General features: G+C 37.4%; 17 protein-coding genes. 13 read left to right on the top strand and 4 right to left on the bottom strand.

Annotated features, from left to right (window positions below):
• The first annotated feature begins 35 nt into the window (after positions 1–35).
• Positions 36–497: a GNAT family N-acetyltransferase gene (locus OQZ33_RS01275; protein ID WP_265797233.1), complete on the top strand. Its 462-nt coding sequence runs from the start codon at positions 36–38 to the stop codon at positions 495–497.
• Positions 498–517: 20 nt separating this feature from the next.
• Entirely contained in the window at positions 518–1,132 is a 615-nt protein-coding gene (locus OQZ33_RS01270; RefSeq protein ID WP_265797232.1) for an ABC transporter ATP-binding protein, read from the top strand.
• Between the two features lie 53 nt (positions 1,133–1,185).
• On the opposite strand, the gene OQZ33_RS01265 is transcribed toward OQZ33_RS01270, so the two are convergent.
• A complete protein-coding gene (locus tag OQZ33_RS01265; RefSeq protein WP_265797231.1) occupies positions 1,186–1,353 on the bottom strand; it encodes a hypothetical protein in 168 nt (55 codons plus the stop codon).
• A gap of 307 nt (positions 1,354–1,660) precedes the next feature.
• Here OQZ33_RS01265 and efp (OQZ33_RS01260) point away from each other — a divergent pair, with 307 nt between their 5' ends.
• The 4 genes from efp (OQZ33_RS01260) (at position 1,661) to OQZ33_RS01245 (ending at position 4,072) form a co-directional block, all read left to right on the top strand.
• A complete protein-coding gene (gene efp, locus OQZ33_RS01260) occupies positions 1,661–2,221 on the top strand; it encodes an elongation factor P (RefSeq protein ID WP_265797230.1) in 561 nt (186 codons plus the stop codon).
• A 128-nt stretch (positions 2,222–2,349) separates the two neighbouring features.
• Entirely contained in the window at positions 2,350–2,910 is a 561-nt protein-coding gene (efp, locus tag OQZ33_RS01255; protein WP_056850640.1) for an elongation factor P, read from the top strand.
• Positions 2,911–3,343: 433 nt separating this feature from the next.
• Positions 3,344–3,904, top strand: a complete 561-nt coding sequence (locus OQZ33_RS01250) for a 5-formyltetrahydrofolate cyclo-ligase (RefSeq protein WP_265797229.1) — start codon at positions 3,344–3,346, stop codon at positions 3,902–3,904.
• A 9-nt stretch (positions 3,905–3,913) separates the two neighbouring features.
• Entirely contained in the window at positions 3,914–4,072 is a 159-nt protein-coding gene (locus tag OQZ33_RS01245) for a hypothetical protein (protein WP_265797228.1), read from the top strand.
• 369 nt (positions 4,073–4,441) lie between these two features.
• On the opposite strand, the gene OQZ33_RS01240 is transcribed toward OQZ33_RS01245, so the two are convergent.
• Both OQZ33_RS01240 and OQZ33_RS01235 read right to left on the bottom strand, forming a co-directional pair.
• On the bottom strand, positions 4,442–5,209 hold the full coding sequence (locus tag OQZ33_RS01240) for an exodeoxyribonuclease III (protein ID WP_265797227.1): 768 nt from the start codon (positions 5,207–5,209) through the stop codon (positions 4,442–4,444).
• Positions 5,209–5,937 carry a peptidylprolyl isomerase gene (locus OQZ33_RS01235; RefSeq protein ID WP_265797226.1) on the bottom strand — a complete coding sequence of 243 codons (729 nt, stop codon included), beginning with the start codon at positions 5,935–5,937 and terminating at the stop codon, positions 5,209–5,211. The genes OQZ33_RS01240 and OQZ33_RS01235 overlap by 1 nt, the downstream gene beginning before the upstream one ends.
• A 93-nt stretch (positions 5,938–6,030) precedes the next feature.
• On the opposite strand from OQZ33_RS01235, the gene OQZ33_RS01230 reads away from it, so the two are divergent.
• The 5 genes from OQZ33_RS01230 to ygiD all read left to right on the top strand — a co-directional run bounded on the left by OQZ33_RS01230 (position 6,031) and on the right by ygiD (position 9,612).
• Positions 6,031–6,435: an HYC_CC_PP family protein gene (locus tag OQZ33_RS01230; protein ID WP_265797225.1), complete on the top strand. Its 405-nt coding sequence runs from the start codon at positions 6,031–6,033 to the stop codon at positions 6,433–6,435.
• 130 nt (positions 6,436–6,565) lie between these two features.
• Positions 6,566–7,102 (top strand): heavy-metal-associated domain-containing protein, encoded by a 537-nt coding sequence (locus tag OQZ33_RS01225; RefSeq protein WP_056850635.1) that lies wholly within the window; start codon positions 6,566–6,568, stop codon positions 7,100–7,102.
• Position 7,103: 1 nt separating this feature from the next.
• Positions 7,104–7,919: a hypothetical protein gene (locus OQZ33_RS01220; protein WP_265797224.1), complete on the top strand. Its 816-nt coding sequence runs from the start codon at positions 7,104–7,106 to the stop codon at positions 7,917–7,919.
• A gap of 84 nt (positions 7,920–8,003) precedes the next feature.
• Positions 8,004–8,507, top strand: coding sequence for a DUF3347 domain-containing protein (locus OQZ33_RS01215; RefSeq protein ID WP_265797223.1), 504 nt, complete (start codon positions 8,004–8,006; stop codon positions 8,505–8,507).
• Positions 8,508–8,787: 280 nt separating this feature from the next.
• Positions 8,788–9,612 carry a 4,5-DOPA dioxygenase extradiol gene (gene ygiD / locus OQZ33_RS01210; protein WP_265797222.1) on the top strand — a complete coding sequence of 275 codons (825 nt, stop codon included), beginning with the start codon at positions 8,788–8,790 and terminating at the stop codon, positions 9,610–9,612.
• Positions 9,613–9,785: 173 nt separating this feature from the next.
• On the opposite strand, the gene OQZ33_RS01205 is transcribed toward ygiD, so the two are convergent.
• A complete protein-coding gene (locus OQZ33_RS01205; RefSeq protein WP_265797221.1) occupies positions 9,786–10,313 on the bottom strand; it encodes a YfiT family bacillithiol transferase in 528 nt (175 codons plus the stop codon).
• 208 nt (positions 10,314–10,521) lie between these two features.
• On the opposite strand from OQZ33_RS01205, the gene OQZ33_RS01200 reads away from it, so the two are divergent.
• On the top strand, positions 10,522–11,709 hold the full coding sequence (locus OQZ33_RS01200; RefSeq protein WP_265797220.1) for a hypothetical protein: 1,188 nt from the start codon (positions 10,522–10,524) through the stop codon (positions 11,707–11,709).
• Positions 11,710–11,981: 272 nt separating this feature from the next.
• Positions 11,982–14,369 carry a prolyl oligopeptidase family serine peptidase gene (locus OQZ33_RS01195; protein ID WP_265797219.1) on the top strand — a complete coding sequence of 796 codons (2,388 nt, stop codon included), beginning with the start codon at positions 11,982–11,984 and terminating at the stop codon, positions 14,367–14,369.
• Positions 14,370–14,683 lie beyond the last annotated feature (314 nt).

The following is a 14,683-nucleotide window of genomic DNA, read 5'->3' as shown; positions in this document are numbered from 1 at the left end:
TACAGCAGAAAGACCAAAGCTTAAAGCAATTATTCATGAGCAATTTGACGCTAATCAGAACCCATTCAGACAACGCTGATTTTCGAGAACTGGTTATTTTGTTAGATAAAGATTTAGCCATTAAAGATGGTGGTGAACATGCCTTTTATGCTCAATTTAATAAATTAGATGCGATTAAAGAAGTTGTTGTTGCCTATCAAAAAGAAATTCCTATTGCTTGTGGCGCAATAAAACCCTTCTCTACAGCAGCAGCCGAAGTTAAACGCATGTTTGTTCATCCTAGTTATAGAAAACAAGGTATTGCAGCCACAGTTTTATCTGAACTGGAAAATTGGGCTGCCGAATTAGGCTTTAGTCAAGCGGTTTTAGAAACAGGCAAAAAGCAACCAGAAGCCATTGCTTTATACCAGAAAAGTGGCTACGAGGTTACACCAAACTATGGTCAGTATATTGGTGTAGACAATAGTGTTTGCATGGCCAAATTGCTGAACGTTTAATCCTAATCACAAAACCTTTAATGAAGATCGTTTTAAATCATGTTGGCAGAAGGTTTAATAAAGAATGGATTTTTAGAAATCTCAGCACCGAATTCAGCACTGGCAACAGTTATGCTATTTTAGGTCCCAATGGTTCAGGGAAATCTACTTTATTGAGTGTTTTAACTGGAAGTTTAACACCATCGGAGGGAACACTCTCGTTTTCGGATGATAAAGAAATTGCCATAGAGGATATTTACACACACATCAGTTTAGCTGCTCCTTATTTAGAACTGGTAGAAACTTTTACTTTGAAAGAAATAATTGATTTCCATTTCAAGTTCAAGAATTTCGCAGCCGGAGTTGATGCTAAATCTTTGATTTCCATTTTGGGTCTAGAGAAATCGGCTAACAAAGAAATTAAGTACTTCTCATCGGGAATGAAACAAAGAACTAAACTGGCTTTGGCCTGCTGTTCTAACTCACCAATATTATTTTTGGATGAACCCACGAGTAATTTAGACGTTCAGGGGATAACCTGGTACCGAGAATTAATTGAAAACTTTACAAAACGCAGGTTGACAATAATCGGTTCAAACCAAATTCAAGAATACGATTTCTGTACAGAACAGATTCAAATAGCTGATTTTAAATAGTTTACACCCAAAACTCATTTAGAAGAAAACACTTCTTTTGTCATCACTTTGTATTATAAATTAATTTTAATAAAAATATTTTGTAATTGATGAATACTTCTTACCTTTGCACCACCAAAAAGAGAAAGAAATTTTAATTTATCTCTCCCAGGAAAACGATCATATTCTCCGTAATACGGAAACAAGATATACAGCTTTAAAAAGCGAAAAAATTTTTTCATAGTTTAGTTTGAGGTTTAGGTTGATTATGCCTTTGGAGTGGTTCCCAAAGGCATTTCTTTTATACGAAGGTTTTTCTTTTTCCGTAAAGTATAGAAAAAAGATCTTGTTCCTTGCCCAAGCCCGCTTTATCTAAACCCGATTGCCCGACAATACCTCTATTTTCACAAAAATATTAAAGAAAATGCGGGAAAGCAATCCCGTAATCAGAGGTTTTGCTCGAAAGGAATTCCCTTGGAACTTTCCAAATCAAAATTGATTTTTTTAACTTTGATGTTCAAAAATTTTTAAAGATAACACATTACAAAAATGTCAAAAGCATCAGAAGTAAAAAGCGGAAACGTGCTTCGTTTTAACGGAGAGTTAGTGAGCGTAGAAGAATATATTCATCGTACGCCAGGCAATTTGAGGGCATTCTATCAAGCCAGGATGCGCAATGTAAAAACAGGAAAAATTGTTGAATACCGTTTCCGTACCGATGAAGAAGTGACCATCTGCCGTGTTGAAACCAATGATTATCAGTATTTATATGAAGATGGCGATTATCTTGTGGTAATGGATAACAACACTTTTGAGCAGTATAACATCCCAAAATTACTTTTCGGAAGCTCAATTAAATTTTTGAAAGAAGGCATGAATGTAACCATTGCTTTTGAAAGTGACGAGCCGATTGTTGCGCAATTACCGAACAATGTAGAGCTGGAAATCACCTACACAGAGCCGGCCGTTAAAGGTGACACTTCTACAAGTGCTCAGAAATATGCCACTGTAGAAACTGGCGCCGAAATAAGGGTTCCATTGTTCATTAACCAGGGTGATAAAGTAAAAGTAGACACCAAAACAGGCGATTACATGGAGCGGGTGAAGTAAAAATTTGAGCTCGAAATTTCCCTAAACCTTAAGCCTTATCCCTTAATCCTTTATAGGTTTTTACTAAAATAATTTTACCTTTGCCGACACAAAAAACTGAAATATAAATCCAATTAGGATCACATCATATGGCTAAAGCATCAGAAATTAAAAACGGTAACATCTTACGTGTAAATGGCGAGTTAGTTACTGTTGACGAATGGAATCACCGTACACCAGGTAAAGGCGGCGCTTTTTACACCGGTAAATTCCGTAATATTAAATCGGGCAGAATTGTTGAGGCTCGTATGGGTACAGACGAGGCTGTTGAAATTTGCCGTGTGGAAACTAGCGATTATCAATATCTTTACGAAGATGGCGATTATCTGGTAGTAATGGACAATAACACTTACGAGCAATACAATGTAGAGAAAACGCTCTTTGGTTCTGCAATCAAATTTTTAAAGGAAGGCATGAGTGTTATCGTTTCAATGGAAAGCGACGAAGCGATTATGGGTCAGTTGCCAAACTTTGCTGAGTTTGAAATTACCTATTCTGAACCAGCAGTTAAAGGCGATACTTCTACCAACGCATTAAAAGCGGCAACACTTGAAAATGGCGTGGAGGTTAAAGTGCCTATGTTCGTAAACCAAGGCGATAAAATTAAAGTTGATACGCGTACAGGTGAGTATGTAGAACGTGTAAAATAGATTATAAAATCTTAAAACGAGCCCTTGGATTTATTTTCAAGGGCTTTTTTGTTAAAAATTTTTGTTACGGAACCGCAGATTTACTCTGAGAATTTTATTAAGAACGGCCGTCATTGCGAGGCACGAAGCAATCTCCTTTAATAAAATCAGACAACAAATGAGATTGCTTCAATCGAGAAAATCGATTTCGCAAATACGAAAAGTTAAAAACGTCAATGGTAGGCACAAAGGATCTGTTTCATCGGCTGCAGATGCTTCGTGCCTAAGCATGACAGCATATTCAGCGTTGCTGCCATAAAAAAGTATTTCGACTACTATCGCCTGCCTGCCGCAGGCAAAGGGTTTAGAAATATAGCCAGCACAACTATGTTCCGTTGCTAAGCGCAGAAACTAGCGCTATTTCTAATTGTTATATTTGTCTAAACGTAAAGCCATGTTAAAATCCGAAATCAGAAAACAAGCTTTGAAAGATAGATTAGCGATTCGCGATATGGAATATGAATCGCTAAATACTGGATTGCTAAATCAATTCATTAAGCTGGATTTTAGCGCAGTGAAAACGCTACATATATTTTTACCCATCATCGAAAAAAAAGAACCAAATACTTTCTTGCTCATCGAATGGCTGGCAGAACAACATCCCCAAATCAAAATCATTGTTCCGAAGGCTGATTTTGAAACTGCTTTAATGACCAATCACGAATACCTGGGTGTGGACGATTTACAGAAAAATTTGTACAATATTTTAGAACCTCAAAAAGGCATCATCCATAATGGTGAAATAGATATGGTTTTAATCCCATTGCTGGCTTTTGATAGGCGGGGTTATCGCGTAGGTTACGGCAAAGGCTTTTACGACCGTTTTCTCCAAAATATAAATGCTCAAAAAATAGGGCTATCTTTGTCGCCTGCGATTGATAAAATCGATGATGTGAATGAACATGACATCGCTTTAGATTTTTGCATCATACCAACAGAAACTATCAAATTTTAAGCTTTAATCATGGCACAGGAAATCGTTATCAAAACCGAAAAACAGTATGAAGAGAACATGATTGCGGTATTTGAATTGCAGGAAAAAGAAGAGCTTACCGCTGAGGATTTAAAGCAAATTGAGCTGATGTTGAAAGCTGGCGAGAAATACGAGGAAGAGCATTTATAGGAATTTTTCTATTTAAATCTTGGTCAATCATTTGTCCTCTTCGGTCGATTAACCTTTTACTTAGCTATTCTTACCAGCATAAAGTCTGCTTAAACCCCCGAATCTGCGGGGAATGATTTCCACTCAAGATAGATTTATAGTAGGCAGATGGTTTATTGCCTTTTAGGCTTCTGCATATTACGCTGATTTTCGCGGAAACAAATTTCTCGAAAATTGACAAACATGGTTCCTTAAATTTCAAATTGACCGAGTATAAAAACATCTTCTCCCTCTAAAAGCGATTCCGCTAGATATTTAAGGAGTTGGTTACCTGTTCTTCAAGCTGTGATGAGTTAAGCGAATTAAAATCCTGACTTGTTACCGACAGATTTATTCCAATTCCAATAAAACAGGGCAGTGATCAGAGTGGATGGCATCAGGCAAAATCCTCACATTTTTCAGCCTACTTTCGAGAGACTTTGTGGCCAGGTGATAATCGATGCGCCAACCCAGGTTCTTCCCTCTCGAACCCGCACGATAGCTCCACCAGGTGTAATGGTGTGGATCTTTATTAAAATGACGGAAAGTATCTATGAAACCATTTTCGAGAAATAACTGCATCCATTCACGTTCTTCGGGCAAAAATCCTGATGAATTGGCATTCGACTTTGGATTATGAATATCAATGGAAGTATGGCAAATGTTATAATCCCCACTTACAATTAAATTAGGTATTTCGTTCCGCAATTCGCCAATGTATCCATCAAAAAAGTGCATGAACTCGTATTTTTTTACTTGCCGTTCGTCGCCGCTCGAACCTGACGGCATGTACAAACTCATGAGGGAAAAATCATCAAAATCAGCTCTTATAACTCGACCTTCTTTATCAATCCATTCTTCTCCACATCCGTATTCAACATGATTGGGCTTTATTTTAGTTAGAATCGCGACACCACTATATCCTTTTTTTTCAGCTGGATACCAATAGTGATGGTAACCGAGTTGCTCAATTAAAGCTATAATTTCTGGAATTTGTACAGGCAATGCTTTCACTTCCTGCAGGCAAACCATATCAGCATTAGTAGCCTGCAACCAGCCGAAAAAGTTTTTGGTGCTTGCCGCTCGAATTCCGTTAACGTTATAGGAGATGATTTTCATCAATGTTTTGTTATCATTCTATCTTTCAAAGAATCCTGCAACAGCTGTTTTTCCAATTTCTTCGCTTCCCTCTTTTTCAAAATGCTAATATCCATTTTAACATCTTGTTTAGGGCGATTATTTTTATCAGTTTGTAGCATAGCGATTTTATCAACCATATCTAAGCCGACCACAATTTCGCCATAAACGGTATAATTTCTATCTAAATGCGGTGTACCGCCGATGGTTTTATAAACCTGCCGCTGATATTCTGGTATTTTAAACTTCAATCGTTTTTCTTCGAGAGAATTCAACTGCTCATCAGTAAAAACCTTGCCTTGCACTAAATAAAACTGACTTCCGCTAGATTCTTTTTTAGGATTAACCATATCGCCTTCTCTTGCCGCAGCCAGAACGCCTTTCTTATGAAATAAACTGTCGCTGAATTCGGCTGGAATGGTATATTTCGGGCCGCCTTCTCCAAGCAAAGAGTCCGGTTTAGCATTTCTCGAATCCGGGTCACCACCCTGAATCATGAAATCCTTTATCACTCTGTGAAATAACGTTCCGTTGTAATAACCATCTTTTGCAAGTTTCAGAAAGTTTTCCCGATGTAAAGGGGTTTCATTATAAAGTTTTACAATGCATTCTCCAAACTCCGTTTTTATTCTGATATATTGATTTTTAGGCTTCGCAGCAAAGGCCGAAAACATCGAAAAAGCGCAAACGAATAATAATAATTTCTTCATTTATTTATGTTTGAGGCTAAATTAAACTAAAAAATGAATTTCAATAAATAATGAGTGGCATTATTCAATTTTTTTTGCCATATCTTTGTACAAATGAAGTTAAAACAAAAAATAGCACTTTCTTTGGCCGTATTCTATGCGGTTAGTGTTATGGGTTTGGCTTTAAGTTTGCATTTTTGCGGCGGCAAACTAGAGAATGTTAAGCTGTTTAGCAATGAAATTTCTTGTAAGTTTTGTGCAGATATTCCTGCTGAAAAAATTAAGGATGATGGCTGTTGCAAAAACACGCAGTTAACTGTTAAAGTTAAGGATAGTCACCAAACTGAGGCACAAACACAAATGCCAAAGTTATTTTCTATTCAACTGTTTCTACATCCGCCGGTTTTAGAATTTCTTTCAAATATCACCCCCGCATATTTTAGCAAAATCAGCAATAAAGCACCTCCGCTTTCTTTAGGCGTTGCTTTGCATGTTTTCAATTGCATTTTTAGGAATTAGGATTATTCTTCATGTCTGTTACCTCGAAAGAAGTGTAACGGACTGAGAGAGATCTATATGAATTAGATTTCTCCGTCGTGGATCACTCACTCGAAATGACGAGTAATTAAACATTCTAATTCCAAAAATCATGAAAACAATAAAATTATTCAGCATTATTATGCTAATCTTCGCCGCACAGGTTTCGGCACAACAAATATCAACAGCCGATTTACAGGTAACTGGTTTAACCTGTTCAATGTGTTCCAACGCCACTCAAAAATCTTTAGAAACTTTGGGTTTCATCAACTCTGTTAAACCAGATTTAAACAAAAACATCTTCGTTTTAAATTTCAAGAAAGGCGCTGATATCAACTTAGATATGGTGCGCAAAAAAGTACAGGATGCGGGCTTTTCAGTTGGTGGTTTAACCGCGGATTTCACTTTTAATCAGGTAAAAATAGATGATAAAGGTCAGGCAATTGTTGATGGTAATGTTTATCGTTTTGTAAACGCCAAAAACAAAACTTTAAACGGAACGGTAAAAGCCTCGGTTATTGATAAGAATTTCATTTCAGGTTCTGCATTTAAAAAACAGTCGGCTACCGTAAATTCTGATGCGTATGCAAACGGAACTGCTGTTGTAAATGGTAAAAAAATGCGTGTTTATCATCTGGTTCTTTCTTAAAATGAGAAGGATTTTTTTAACGGCGCTGATTTTGATTGGCGCCGCTGGTGTGGCTTTTAGTCAGGAGTTATACGTTTTCACGGAGCCAGCAAGCAATATGCCCACCAAATCAATTGGTGTTCGTATTACCAATGAGGGCATGTTTAACAATCCTGGTTTTATGAGCAGAACTATTCCAGAAGTCATGTTTGGTTTCAACAAAAACCTGATGATGCATGCACAAGGTTTTCTGTCAGATTTCGACGGCCGTTTTCGTGTGGAGGGTGGAAGTTTATATGCCAAATATCGTTTTTTATCAATTGACGAAAGCCAAAGTCATTTCAGGGCTGCTGCGTTTGGTAGAATAAGTACAAGCAAAAGGCCGGGATTTAGCAGGGATATTAATTTAGAAGGGGATAATAGTGGATGGCAAGCGGGGTTAATATTTACGCAACTGTTGCATAAACTGGCAATTTCAGCAACATTAGGTTATTCAAACGCTTTTGAAAAAAACGATAAGGTGCTAAGACTGAATACGCCACAACCTGACCAGATGCTTTCTTATAGTTTATCTTCCGGATATCTGGTTTTGCCTTTCGTGTACAAAGACTACAAGCAACCTAATTTTAATTTGTATTTTGAAATATTGGGAAAGACAGATCCAAACTCAGGCGAATCGTATTTGGATTTGGCCCCTGCCTTTCAGGTTATTTTGAATAGCACAACCAGGATCGACTTGGGCTACCGCTTTCAGGCGACAGGAAATATGGCCAATAGATATACCAAAAACATGTATCTGCTGAGAGCAGAATTTAACTTTTTTAATGCTTTAAAATAAATTAAAGTTGAACGTCAAGTAAGCAACTAAAATTAATTTTGTTGATTATACAAGCTTCAGCGCAAACAAAACAATATACTCAAGATGAAAAAAATAATGATCATGATGGCTATTATTGCCATTGCAACAACGAAATTAACTTTCGCACAAAGTAAAACTGATGCTGCTTTTAACCAAGTGTTAACGGCTTATTACGATGTGAAGAATGCGCTAGCAACCGATAAGAAAGATGTAGCAGCAGAAAAAGTGAAAGCATTATCAGCCAAAGTTGAGGCTATCCCGCACAAAGATTTGCCAGCCACACAACACACACTGTGGATGGAACAGGCAAAAATAATTAAAGCAAAAGCAACTGAATTGGCTGCAGGAAAAGATATCAAAGCACAAAGAAAATCTTTTGAAGGAATTTCTTCAGCGATGATTAAAACCGTACGTAACATCAAGTTTAACAATGCTAGGGTTTACGTTCAACACTGCCCAATGGCGAAAGCAAGCTGGTTAAATGAAAAAGAAAACATTGAAAACCCGTATTATGGAAGCATGATGTTTGAATGTGGCGACGTTTCTGAAACGATAAAATCAAATTAGTGAAACTGCACATCGTAAACATGATGTGCAACCTTTAAAAAATCAAAGTAAAAGCCGAGCTCAAAAAGCCCGGCTTTTACTTTTTAAATAGGAATTTTTATCTCTCGCTTAGACCGTTCGGCCGCCATAAACCACAGTCGCTTATCAAGCGCCTCGCTTTTGATTGTCTACAATTTAACTTAACGGATAAAAATGAAAATAGTTAGCTAACCCTTTTTCCTAACATACATCAAGCTGTCGGAAGATGGAATAAAGTAACTTTAAAGATAATTTTAACATCATGTCAACATTATCACAATTTAGAAGCTTTACCCAACGTTTGCCACAAACCGATTTAATGCCAACGATTTTTATTGGACATGGCTCGCCGATGAACGGCATTGAAAACAATGAGTTTAGCCAAAGCTGGGCAGACCTTGCAAAAAATATTCCGGTACCAAAAGCGGTCGTGGTGGTTTCTGCACATTGGTATACCCATGGTACTTTTGTTACCGCGATGGATTTTCCTTCAACCATTCATGATTTTGGGGGATTTCCGCAAGCACTTTTCGATGTTCAATATCCTGCACCGGGCGATGCTAAACTGGCCACTGAAATTCCAACTTTAGTTCATTCTACACCTATTGGCTTAGACCACGATTGGGGTTTGGATCATGGCACCTGGACCGTTGTAAAACACATGTATCCCGAAGCCAACATTCCAGTTCTTCAATTGAGTATCGATTATACAAAATCTCCAGAGCAACATTATGAAATCGCTAAAGAAATGTATGCGCTACGCAAGAAGGGCGTTTTGGTGATCGGCAGCGGAAACATGGTGCATAATCTCCGCATGATAAGTTGGGAAATGATTAATGGAGGCGGATACGATTGGGCAAATGAGATGAATGACAAATTCAAAAATCTTATAGCAAATGGCGATCACCAACCGCTCATCAATTACAGTAACTTAGGCACCAAGGCCATGTTGGCTATTCCTACGCCAGAGCATTATTTGCCCTTGATTTATAATTTAGGATTGAAAAATGATAAAGAAGAGGTGTCTTTCTTTAACGATAAAGCAGTTGGTGGTTCATTAACCATGACCTCTGTTTTAGTGGGATAAACTGCTGTCATGTTGATATTGAAAGCATCTTAGGAAGATTGAAAACTTCTTCACCACCTTCAGAAGGCAAATTAAAATGCTGCTTTAAATTCTATACAGTTCTATTATTACACGCATGCATAGCGATATGGGATGCTAATGCTGATGGACATTTATCGAAGAGGATTACGAGGTTAAGTTTGAGATATGGTATTTGTAATATGTGCTAAATGATGTTTTCCATGCCACGCATAATTACCCAACATATTGGCCAAGGTAAATTCTTTTCCATGTTCTGGGTGAATGTATTTTCGTTGATAATCTTCCAACTTTAGCGTTTTTAAAAAAGCCACCCAGCGCTGATGCAAACCTTCCAAAAGAATAATGGACATCTCAATATCGCCATTTTTTGCTTCTTCACACTCTGCCCAACGTTCTTCATAATAAGGCCTGATGATTGGCATATCTTCTGTGATAGTTTGTTTGAAACGAATGTAGGCATTCATGTGGCTATCCGGAAGGTGATGAACAACTTGCCTTAATGTCCACCCTTCGGGGCGATAAGCCTGGTTTAGTTGCTTTTTGCTTAGATTTTCAGTTGCATTTTTGATTTTTTCTGGCAAAGCCTCGATCTCAGCTATCCAGATTTTAGTCTGCCTATCGTCAAAAACTTCAGGCATATTAAACTGCCCGATTGGGTATTTAAGTTGTTCTAAATCCATAAAAGCAAATTATGCCTTTTTCAATGAATTTTTGTAAAAATGTTTAGAAATTTACCATTTAGGAAGGTAAGAAAATGTAAGTTATTGAACTATATGGCATATAGATATCTTATGCATTGTCTTTGTGTTTAAATTTACTTAAAATCAATTCATTTCATTAAAAATTCATTCATTTAAAGCATATTGCAATTAATTTTAGACACCACCAATGAAGAAGTTGTTTTTTGCCTTCGCATTTTTAGTTCCCTTGGTTATTCATGCTCAAACCATTAAAACAGACGTGCTTGTTTTAGGTAATTCAAATGCTGCTTTTGCCGCAGGCGTTCAAGCTGCCGAATCGGGTGTAAATGCAATTGTTTTAACACAGCGTGATGGTTTCAAACTAAGTGGTCTTAAAAGTTTACCTCAAAATGGCGTTGTGAGGGCGTTCGAAAAGAGAGCCAGAAAGTCTTTAAAACTTGCCGATAGTGTTTCATTACCCGAAATGACCAATCAAATTGTAAACGCAGTAATTAAAAATTGGGCTGATAGCGCTAAACTTCTTGATGTTATCAACAATACGCCATACTATCATATTAAACGTTCTGGAAATGGTTGGGAAGCTAAATTGACCAAAGAAAAAAGTATTAAAGCAAAGGTATTGGTTGTAACTGATCAGATTGAAAAGATACTTCCAGCTTTAAAAATAGAAACTTTAAAACCAGCAGAAGCAAATACTATTAATTATGCTGAAAACTTATATCGTACAACAATTGCTGGCATAAATGGAACATCTAATTATCTTTCGCTTTATAATTTGCTGATTCCAAACCAGGAAAATATTTTATACATCAAAACTGATAATTTTGAAATCGGACAGGCGGCTGGTGCCGCCGCAGCGTATGCAGCATTTTATAAAACCAAAACTAGCTTATCAAACTTAAAAAGCATTCAAGGGAAATTATTAGCTTACAAATTGTCGTTAATGCCTTTTGAGGATGTTAAAATCGTTGATTCAAATTGGCTGGCGATTCAAAAAGTGGGCATTACCGGAATTTTAAAAGCGGATATAGAAAATGGGAAGGTTTATTTTAAACCCGAAAAGGCAGTTAACTACAATGAAATAAAGCAACCTCTAAAAAATTACTACTACAAAGCTCAAATCTGGTTTGATGATCATCAAAACATTCCAATCAATCTAGATAACACCATTTCAATGGTCTGTTATGTTGGGAATAAAGCCGTTGTTGCAACCAGAAATGAAATTGAGAAGAAGTGGAACAAGACTTATAAATTTTCTTCCGAATACGATTTGAAAAAGGTTTTAACACGACGAGAATTTTCAGTGATCATCAACGAATTTTTAAAGCCTTTTGATGATGTGAACGTGGATAGAACTGGGCGGGTAATGCGATAAAAACTGGCCGCAGATTCGCAGATTATTAAACAAAATTATTTCAAAAAATTTAGCCAGTTTTTTCCTCCCCTATCAGCGGAAGTAATGAAATATAGAACAATACTATCCCGTCACTTTTCAGAGAGGGATTTGATGGACGCTAAGGAAAAACAAGTGGGTTAAAAGTCTTTGCAATCAACACTCAATTAATACGGTGAAGCGTTGTAACATTTCCATTTCCTTGGCACATTAGCTCGGGCATTGTCTAAATTGCAGCATCCAAACAAAAATTCATGAAAAAATATATACTTTTCTTATTGATCTGCTCAAGTGAGTACACTTTCGCACAACAAATAGGTCCATTAACGGTAGAAAAAATTATGCGAGACCCAAAATGGATGGGAAGTTCGCCTACAAATTTCCGCTGGACGGCAGATAGCAAAACTTTATACTTTAACTGGAATCCTGAAAACAATGCAAAAGAGGCATTATATAAAATATCAACTTCGAATTCAAACCCAATTAAAGCCGTTAATCAGGAAGATGAAAAATTACTCAACGTAAATTATGTTTACAACAAAGATAAATCGTTGGGGTTGGTAGAAAAGAGCGGTGATATTTATCTTCAAAATTTTAAAACAAAGAAAGAAAATCGGTTAACCAATACCCTGGAGAGGGAAAGCAGCCCTGTTTTTTTAAGCAACGGAGATGTAGTTTACCAATTAGGTGAGAATTTATTTCAGCTTGATTTGAATACAGCTGGGACTAAGCAAATAACCAATTTCGTTAAGGGTAAAGCTTCTGGAAAAATAAGTTCCAAGCCTGCTACCGAACAAGATGGTTGGCTTAAGGCTCAGCAAACAGAGCTGTTCGATATCATTAAAAAAAGAAATGCAGAAACTCGTGGTGGTACAGGTCGTGGAGGCAGAAGTCGCTTCAGCGGACAATCTGGCGATACAAAAGCTTTAAAACCGCTTTACACTGATGATCGGTTTTTAAACAATGTCGTCATTAGCCCTAATGGTCGTTTTGTAACCTACAAATTAACGGCTCCGGCTCAAAATAACCACAATACCGTAATACCAAATTATGTAACGGCATCTGGCTATACGGAAGATATTCCCGGCAGAACCAAAGTTGGCGAAAATGAAAGTGTATCCCAAGGATTTATTTACGATACGCAAAGGGATTCAGTATATGCCATTCAAACCGCTACCATTCCAGGGATTAAAGATATTCCTGATTTTTATAAGGATTATCCAAAAGTACTGGATTCTTTAAAGAAGAAAAATAATGATAGGGTAGTGAATTTTTTCGGCCCATTGTGGAATGAGAATGGAAGTGCTGCAGTTATGGTAGCAACTTCTACAGATAATAAGGACCGCTGGATTTTAAACTTAGATGCTTCGACAGGCAAATTCAATTTAATAGATCGTCAGCATGATGAGGCATGGATTGGTGGCCCCGGCATTAGCGGTTTTTTTCAAGGAAGCACGGGTTGGGTAGATAACAACCATTTTTATTATCAAAGCGAGGCCACCGGTTATTCACACTTATATGTTGCAGATATTTCAACCGGCGCTAAAAAGCAACTCACTTCTGGTAAATGGGAAGTTCAATCGGTTCAGTTAGCAGAAGACAAACGAAGCTTTTATTTTAAAGCAAATAAGGAACATCCAGGCATTACAAATTTCTTTAGAATTGGTGTAAACGGTGGTGAGCTGGTTCAAATTACAACCATGAAAGGTTTAAATGATATCACACTGTCGCCCGATGAAAAGTATCTTGCCATCAATTATTCTTATCTAAATAAACCAGGCGAGCTATATATTCAACCAAACAAAATTGGGGCAAAAGCAGTAAAAGTTACGGAGTCTACCACGAAAGAATTTAACTCATATAAATGGCGTGAACCCGATATGGTTTCGTTTAAAAACCGCTACGGTGCTGAGGTTTACGCAAGAGTTTATAAATCTGATCATCCGCATCCAAACCACCCGGCAGTGGTTTTCGTTCATGGAGCTGGTTATTTACAAAATGTGCACTTTGGTTGGAGTACCTATTTCAGGGAGTTTATGTTCAACAATTTGCTGGCCGACAATGGCTACACGGTAATCGACATTGATTACACTGCAAGTTCAGGTTACGGTCGCGATCACAGAACAGGTATTTACCGCCACATGGGTGGAAAAGATTTAACAGACCAGGTTGATGGTGTTAAGTTTCTGGTAGAAAATTATGGTGTTAATCCTAAACATGTGGGTTTATATGGTGGTTCTTACGGCGGCTTTATTACGCTAATGGCGATGTTTAATGAACCGAACGTTTTTGCCAGCGGCGCTGCTTTGCGTTCGGTTACCGACTGGGCGCATTACAATCATGGTTACACTTCCAATATTTTAAACGAACCTTTTAACGACCCGATTGCCTACAAACAAAGCTCGCCGATTTATTTTGCTGATAAATTGAAAGGCAATTTATTAATGGCGCATGGAATGGTTGATGTGAATGTTCATTTCCAGGATATTGTTAGGATTACACAGCGCTTCATCGAACTCGGAAAAAATAATTGGGAACTGGCTGTTTATCCAGTTGAAGACCATGGCTTCATAGAGCCAAGCAGCTGGACGGATGAATATAAAAGGATATTCAAATTGTATGAAGATACATTGAAGGAATAGGGTTAGAACTATTAAATAAACCACCCCCATTCCCCCCCAATAAAAATAAGGAGGGGAGTTGGATTTTGCATGATAAAAATTGCTGCCTAAGTTATTAGCGGTAGGTTTAACCTACTGAACTAAAATTTTAAGGAAAATCTGCCTAAGAGTAACAACTTCCCTCCTTTTTTAGGAGGGGTAAGAGGATGGTAAACTTGGCAACCTACATTAATTTAATCTCAAGACCTGCGGGTTTCTATTAGCCAACCTGATAGATGCGAAAATTCTTTTAATAAGCAGCAACCGAATAGGCTTACATGCTGAGGTACCAAGCA

The organism is Pedobacter sp. MC2016-05, assembly GCF_026239735.1.
Lineage (GTDB): Bacteria > Bacteroidota > Bacteroidia > Sphingobacteriales > Sphingobacteriaceae > Pedobacter.
The sequence above is the reverse complement of the archived record's forward strand: the minus strand, read 5'-3'. Positions and strand labels throughout refer to the sequence as shown.

Bases quoted from the DNA above. Each gene is read 5' to 3' on its own strand.
- OQZ33_RS01275 (WP_265797233.1), top strand. From the start codon at position 36: ATGAGCAATTTGACGCTAATCAGAACCCATTCAGACAACGCTGATTTT.
- OQZ33_RS01270 (WP_265797232.1), top strand. From the start codon at position 518: ATGAAGATCGTTTTAAATCATGTTGGCAGAAGGTTTAATAAAGAATGG.
- OQZ33_RS01265 (WP_265797231.1), bottom strand. From the start codon at position 1,353: ATGAAAAAATTTTTTCGCTTTTTAAAGCTGTATATCTTGTTTCCGTAT.
- efp (WP_265797230.1), top strand. From the start codon at position 1,661: ATGTCAAAAGCATCAGAAGTAAAAAGCGGAAACGTGCTTCGTTTTAAC.
- efp (WP_056850640.1), top strand. From the start codon at position 2,350: ATGGCTAAAGCATCAGAAATTAAAAACGGTAACATCTTACGTGTAAAT.
- OQZ33_RS01250 (WP_265797229.1), top strand. From the start codon at position 3,344: ATGTTAAAATCCGAAATCAGAAAACAAGCTTTGAAAGATAGATTAGCG.
- OQZ33_RS01245 (WP_265797228.1), top strand. From the start codon at position 3,914: ATGGCACAGGAAATCGTTATCAAAACCGAAAAACAGTATGAAGAGAAC.
- OQZ33_RS01240 (WP_265797227.1), bottom strand. From the start codon at position 5,209: ATGAAAATCATCTCCTATAACGTTAACGGAATTCGAGCGGCAAGCACC.
- OQZ33_RS01235 (WP_265797226.1), bottom strand. From the start codon at position 5,937: ATGAAGAAATTATTATTATTCGTTTGCGCTTTTTCGATGTTTTCGGCC.
- OQZ33_RS01230 (WP_265797225.1), top strand. From the start codon at position 6,031: ATGAAGTTAAAACAAAAAATAGCACTTTCTTTGGCCGTATTCTATGCG.
- OQZ33_RS01225 (WP_056850635.1), top strand. From the start codon at position 6,566: ATGAAAACAATAAAATTATTCAGCATTATTATGCTAATCTTCGCCGCA.
- OQZ33_RS01220 (WP_265797224.1), top strand. From the start codon at position 7,104: ATGAGAAGGATTTTTTTAACGGCGCTGATTTTGATTGGCGCCGCTGGT.
- OQZ33_RS01215 (WP_265797223.1), top strand. From the start codon at position 8,004: ATGAAAAAAATAATGATCATGATGGCTATTATTGCCATTGCAACAACG.
- ygiD (WP_265797222.1), top strand. From the start codon at position 8,788: ATGTCAACATTATCACAATTTAGAAGCTTTACCCAACGTTTGCCACAA.
- OQZ33_RS01205 (WP_265797221.1), bottom strand. From the start codon at position 10,313: ATGGATTTAGAACAACTTAAATACCCAATCGGGCAGTTTAATATGCCT.
- OQZ33_RS01200 (WP_265797220.1), top strand. From the start codon at position 10,522: ATGAAGAAGTTGTTTTTTGCCTTCGCATTTTTAGTTCCCTTGGTTATT.
- OQZ33_RS01195 (WP_265797219.1), top strand. From the start codon at position 11,982: ATGAAAAAATATATACTTTTCTTATTGATCTGCTCAAGTGAGTACACT.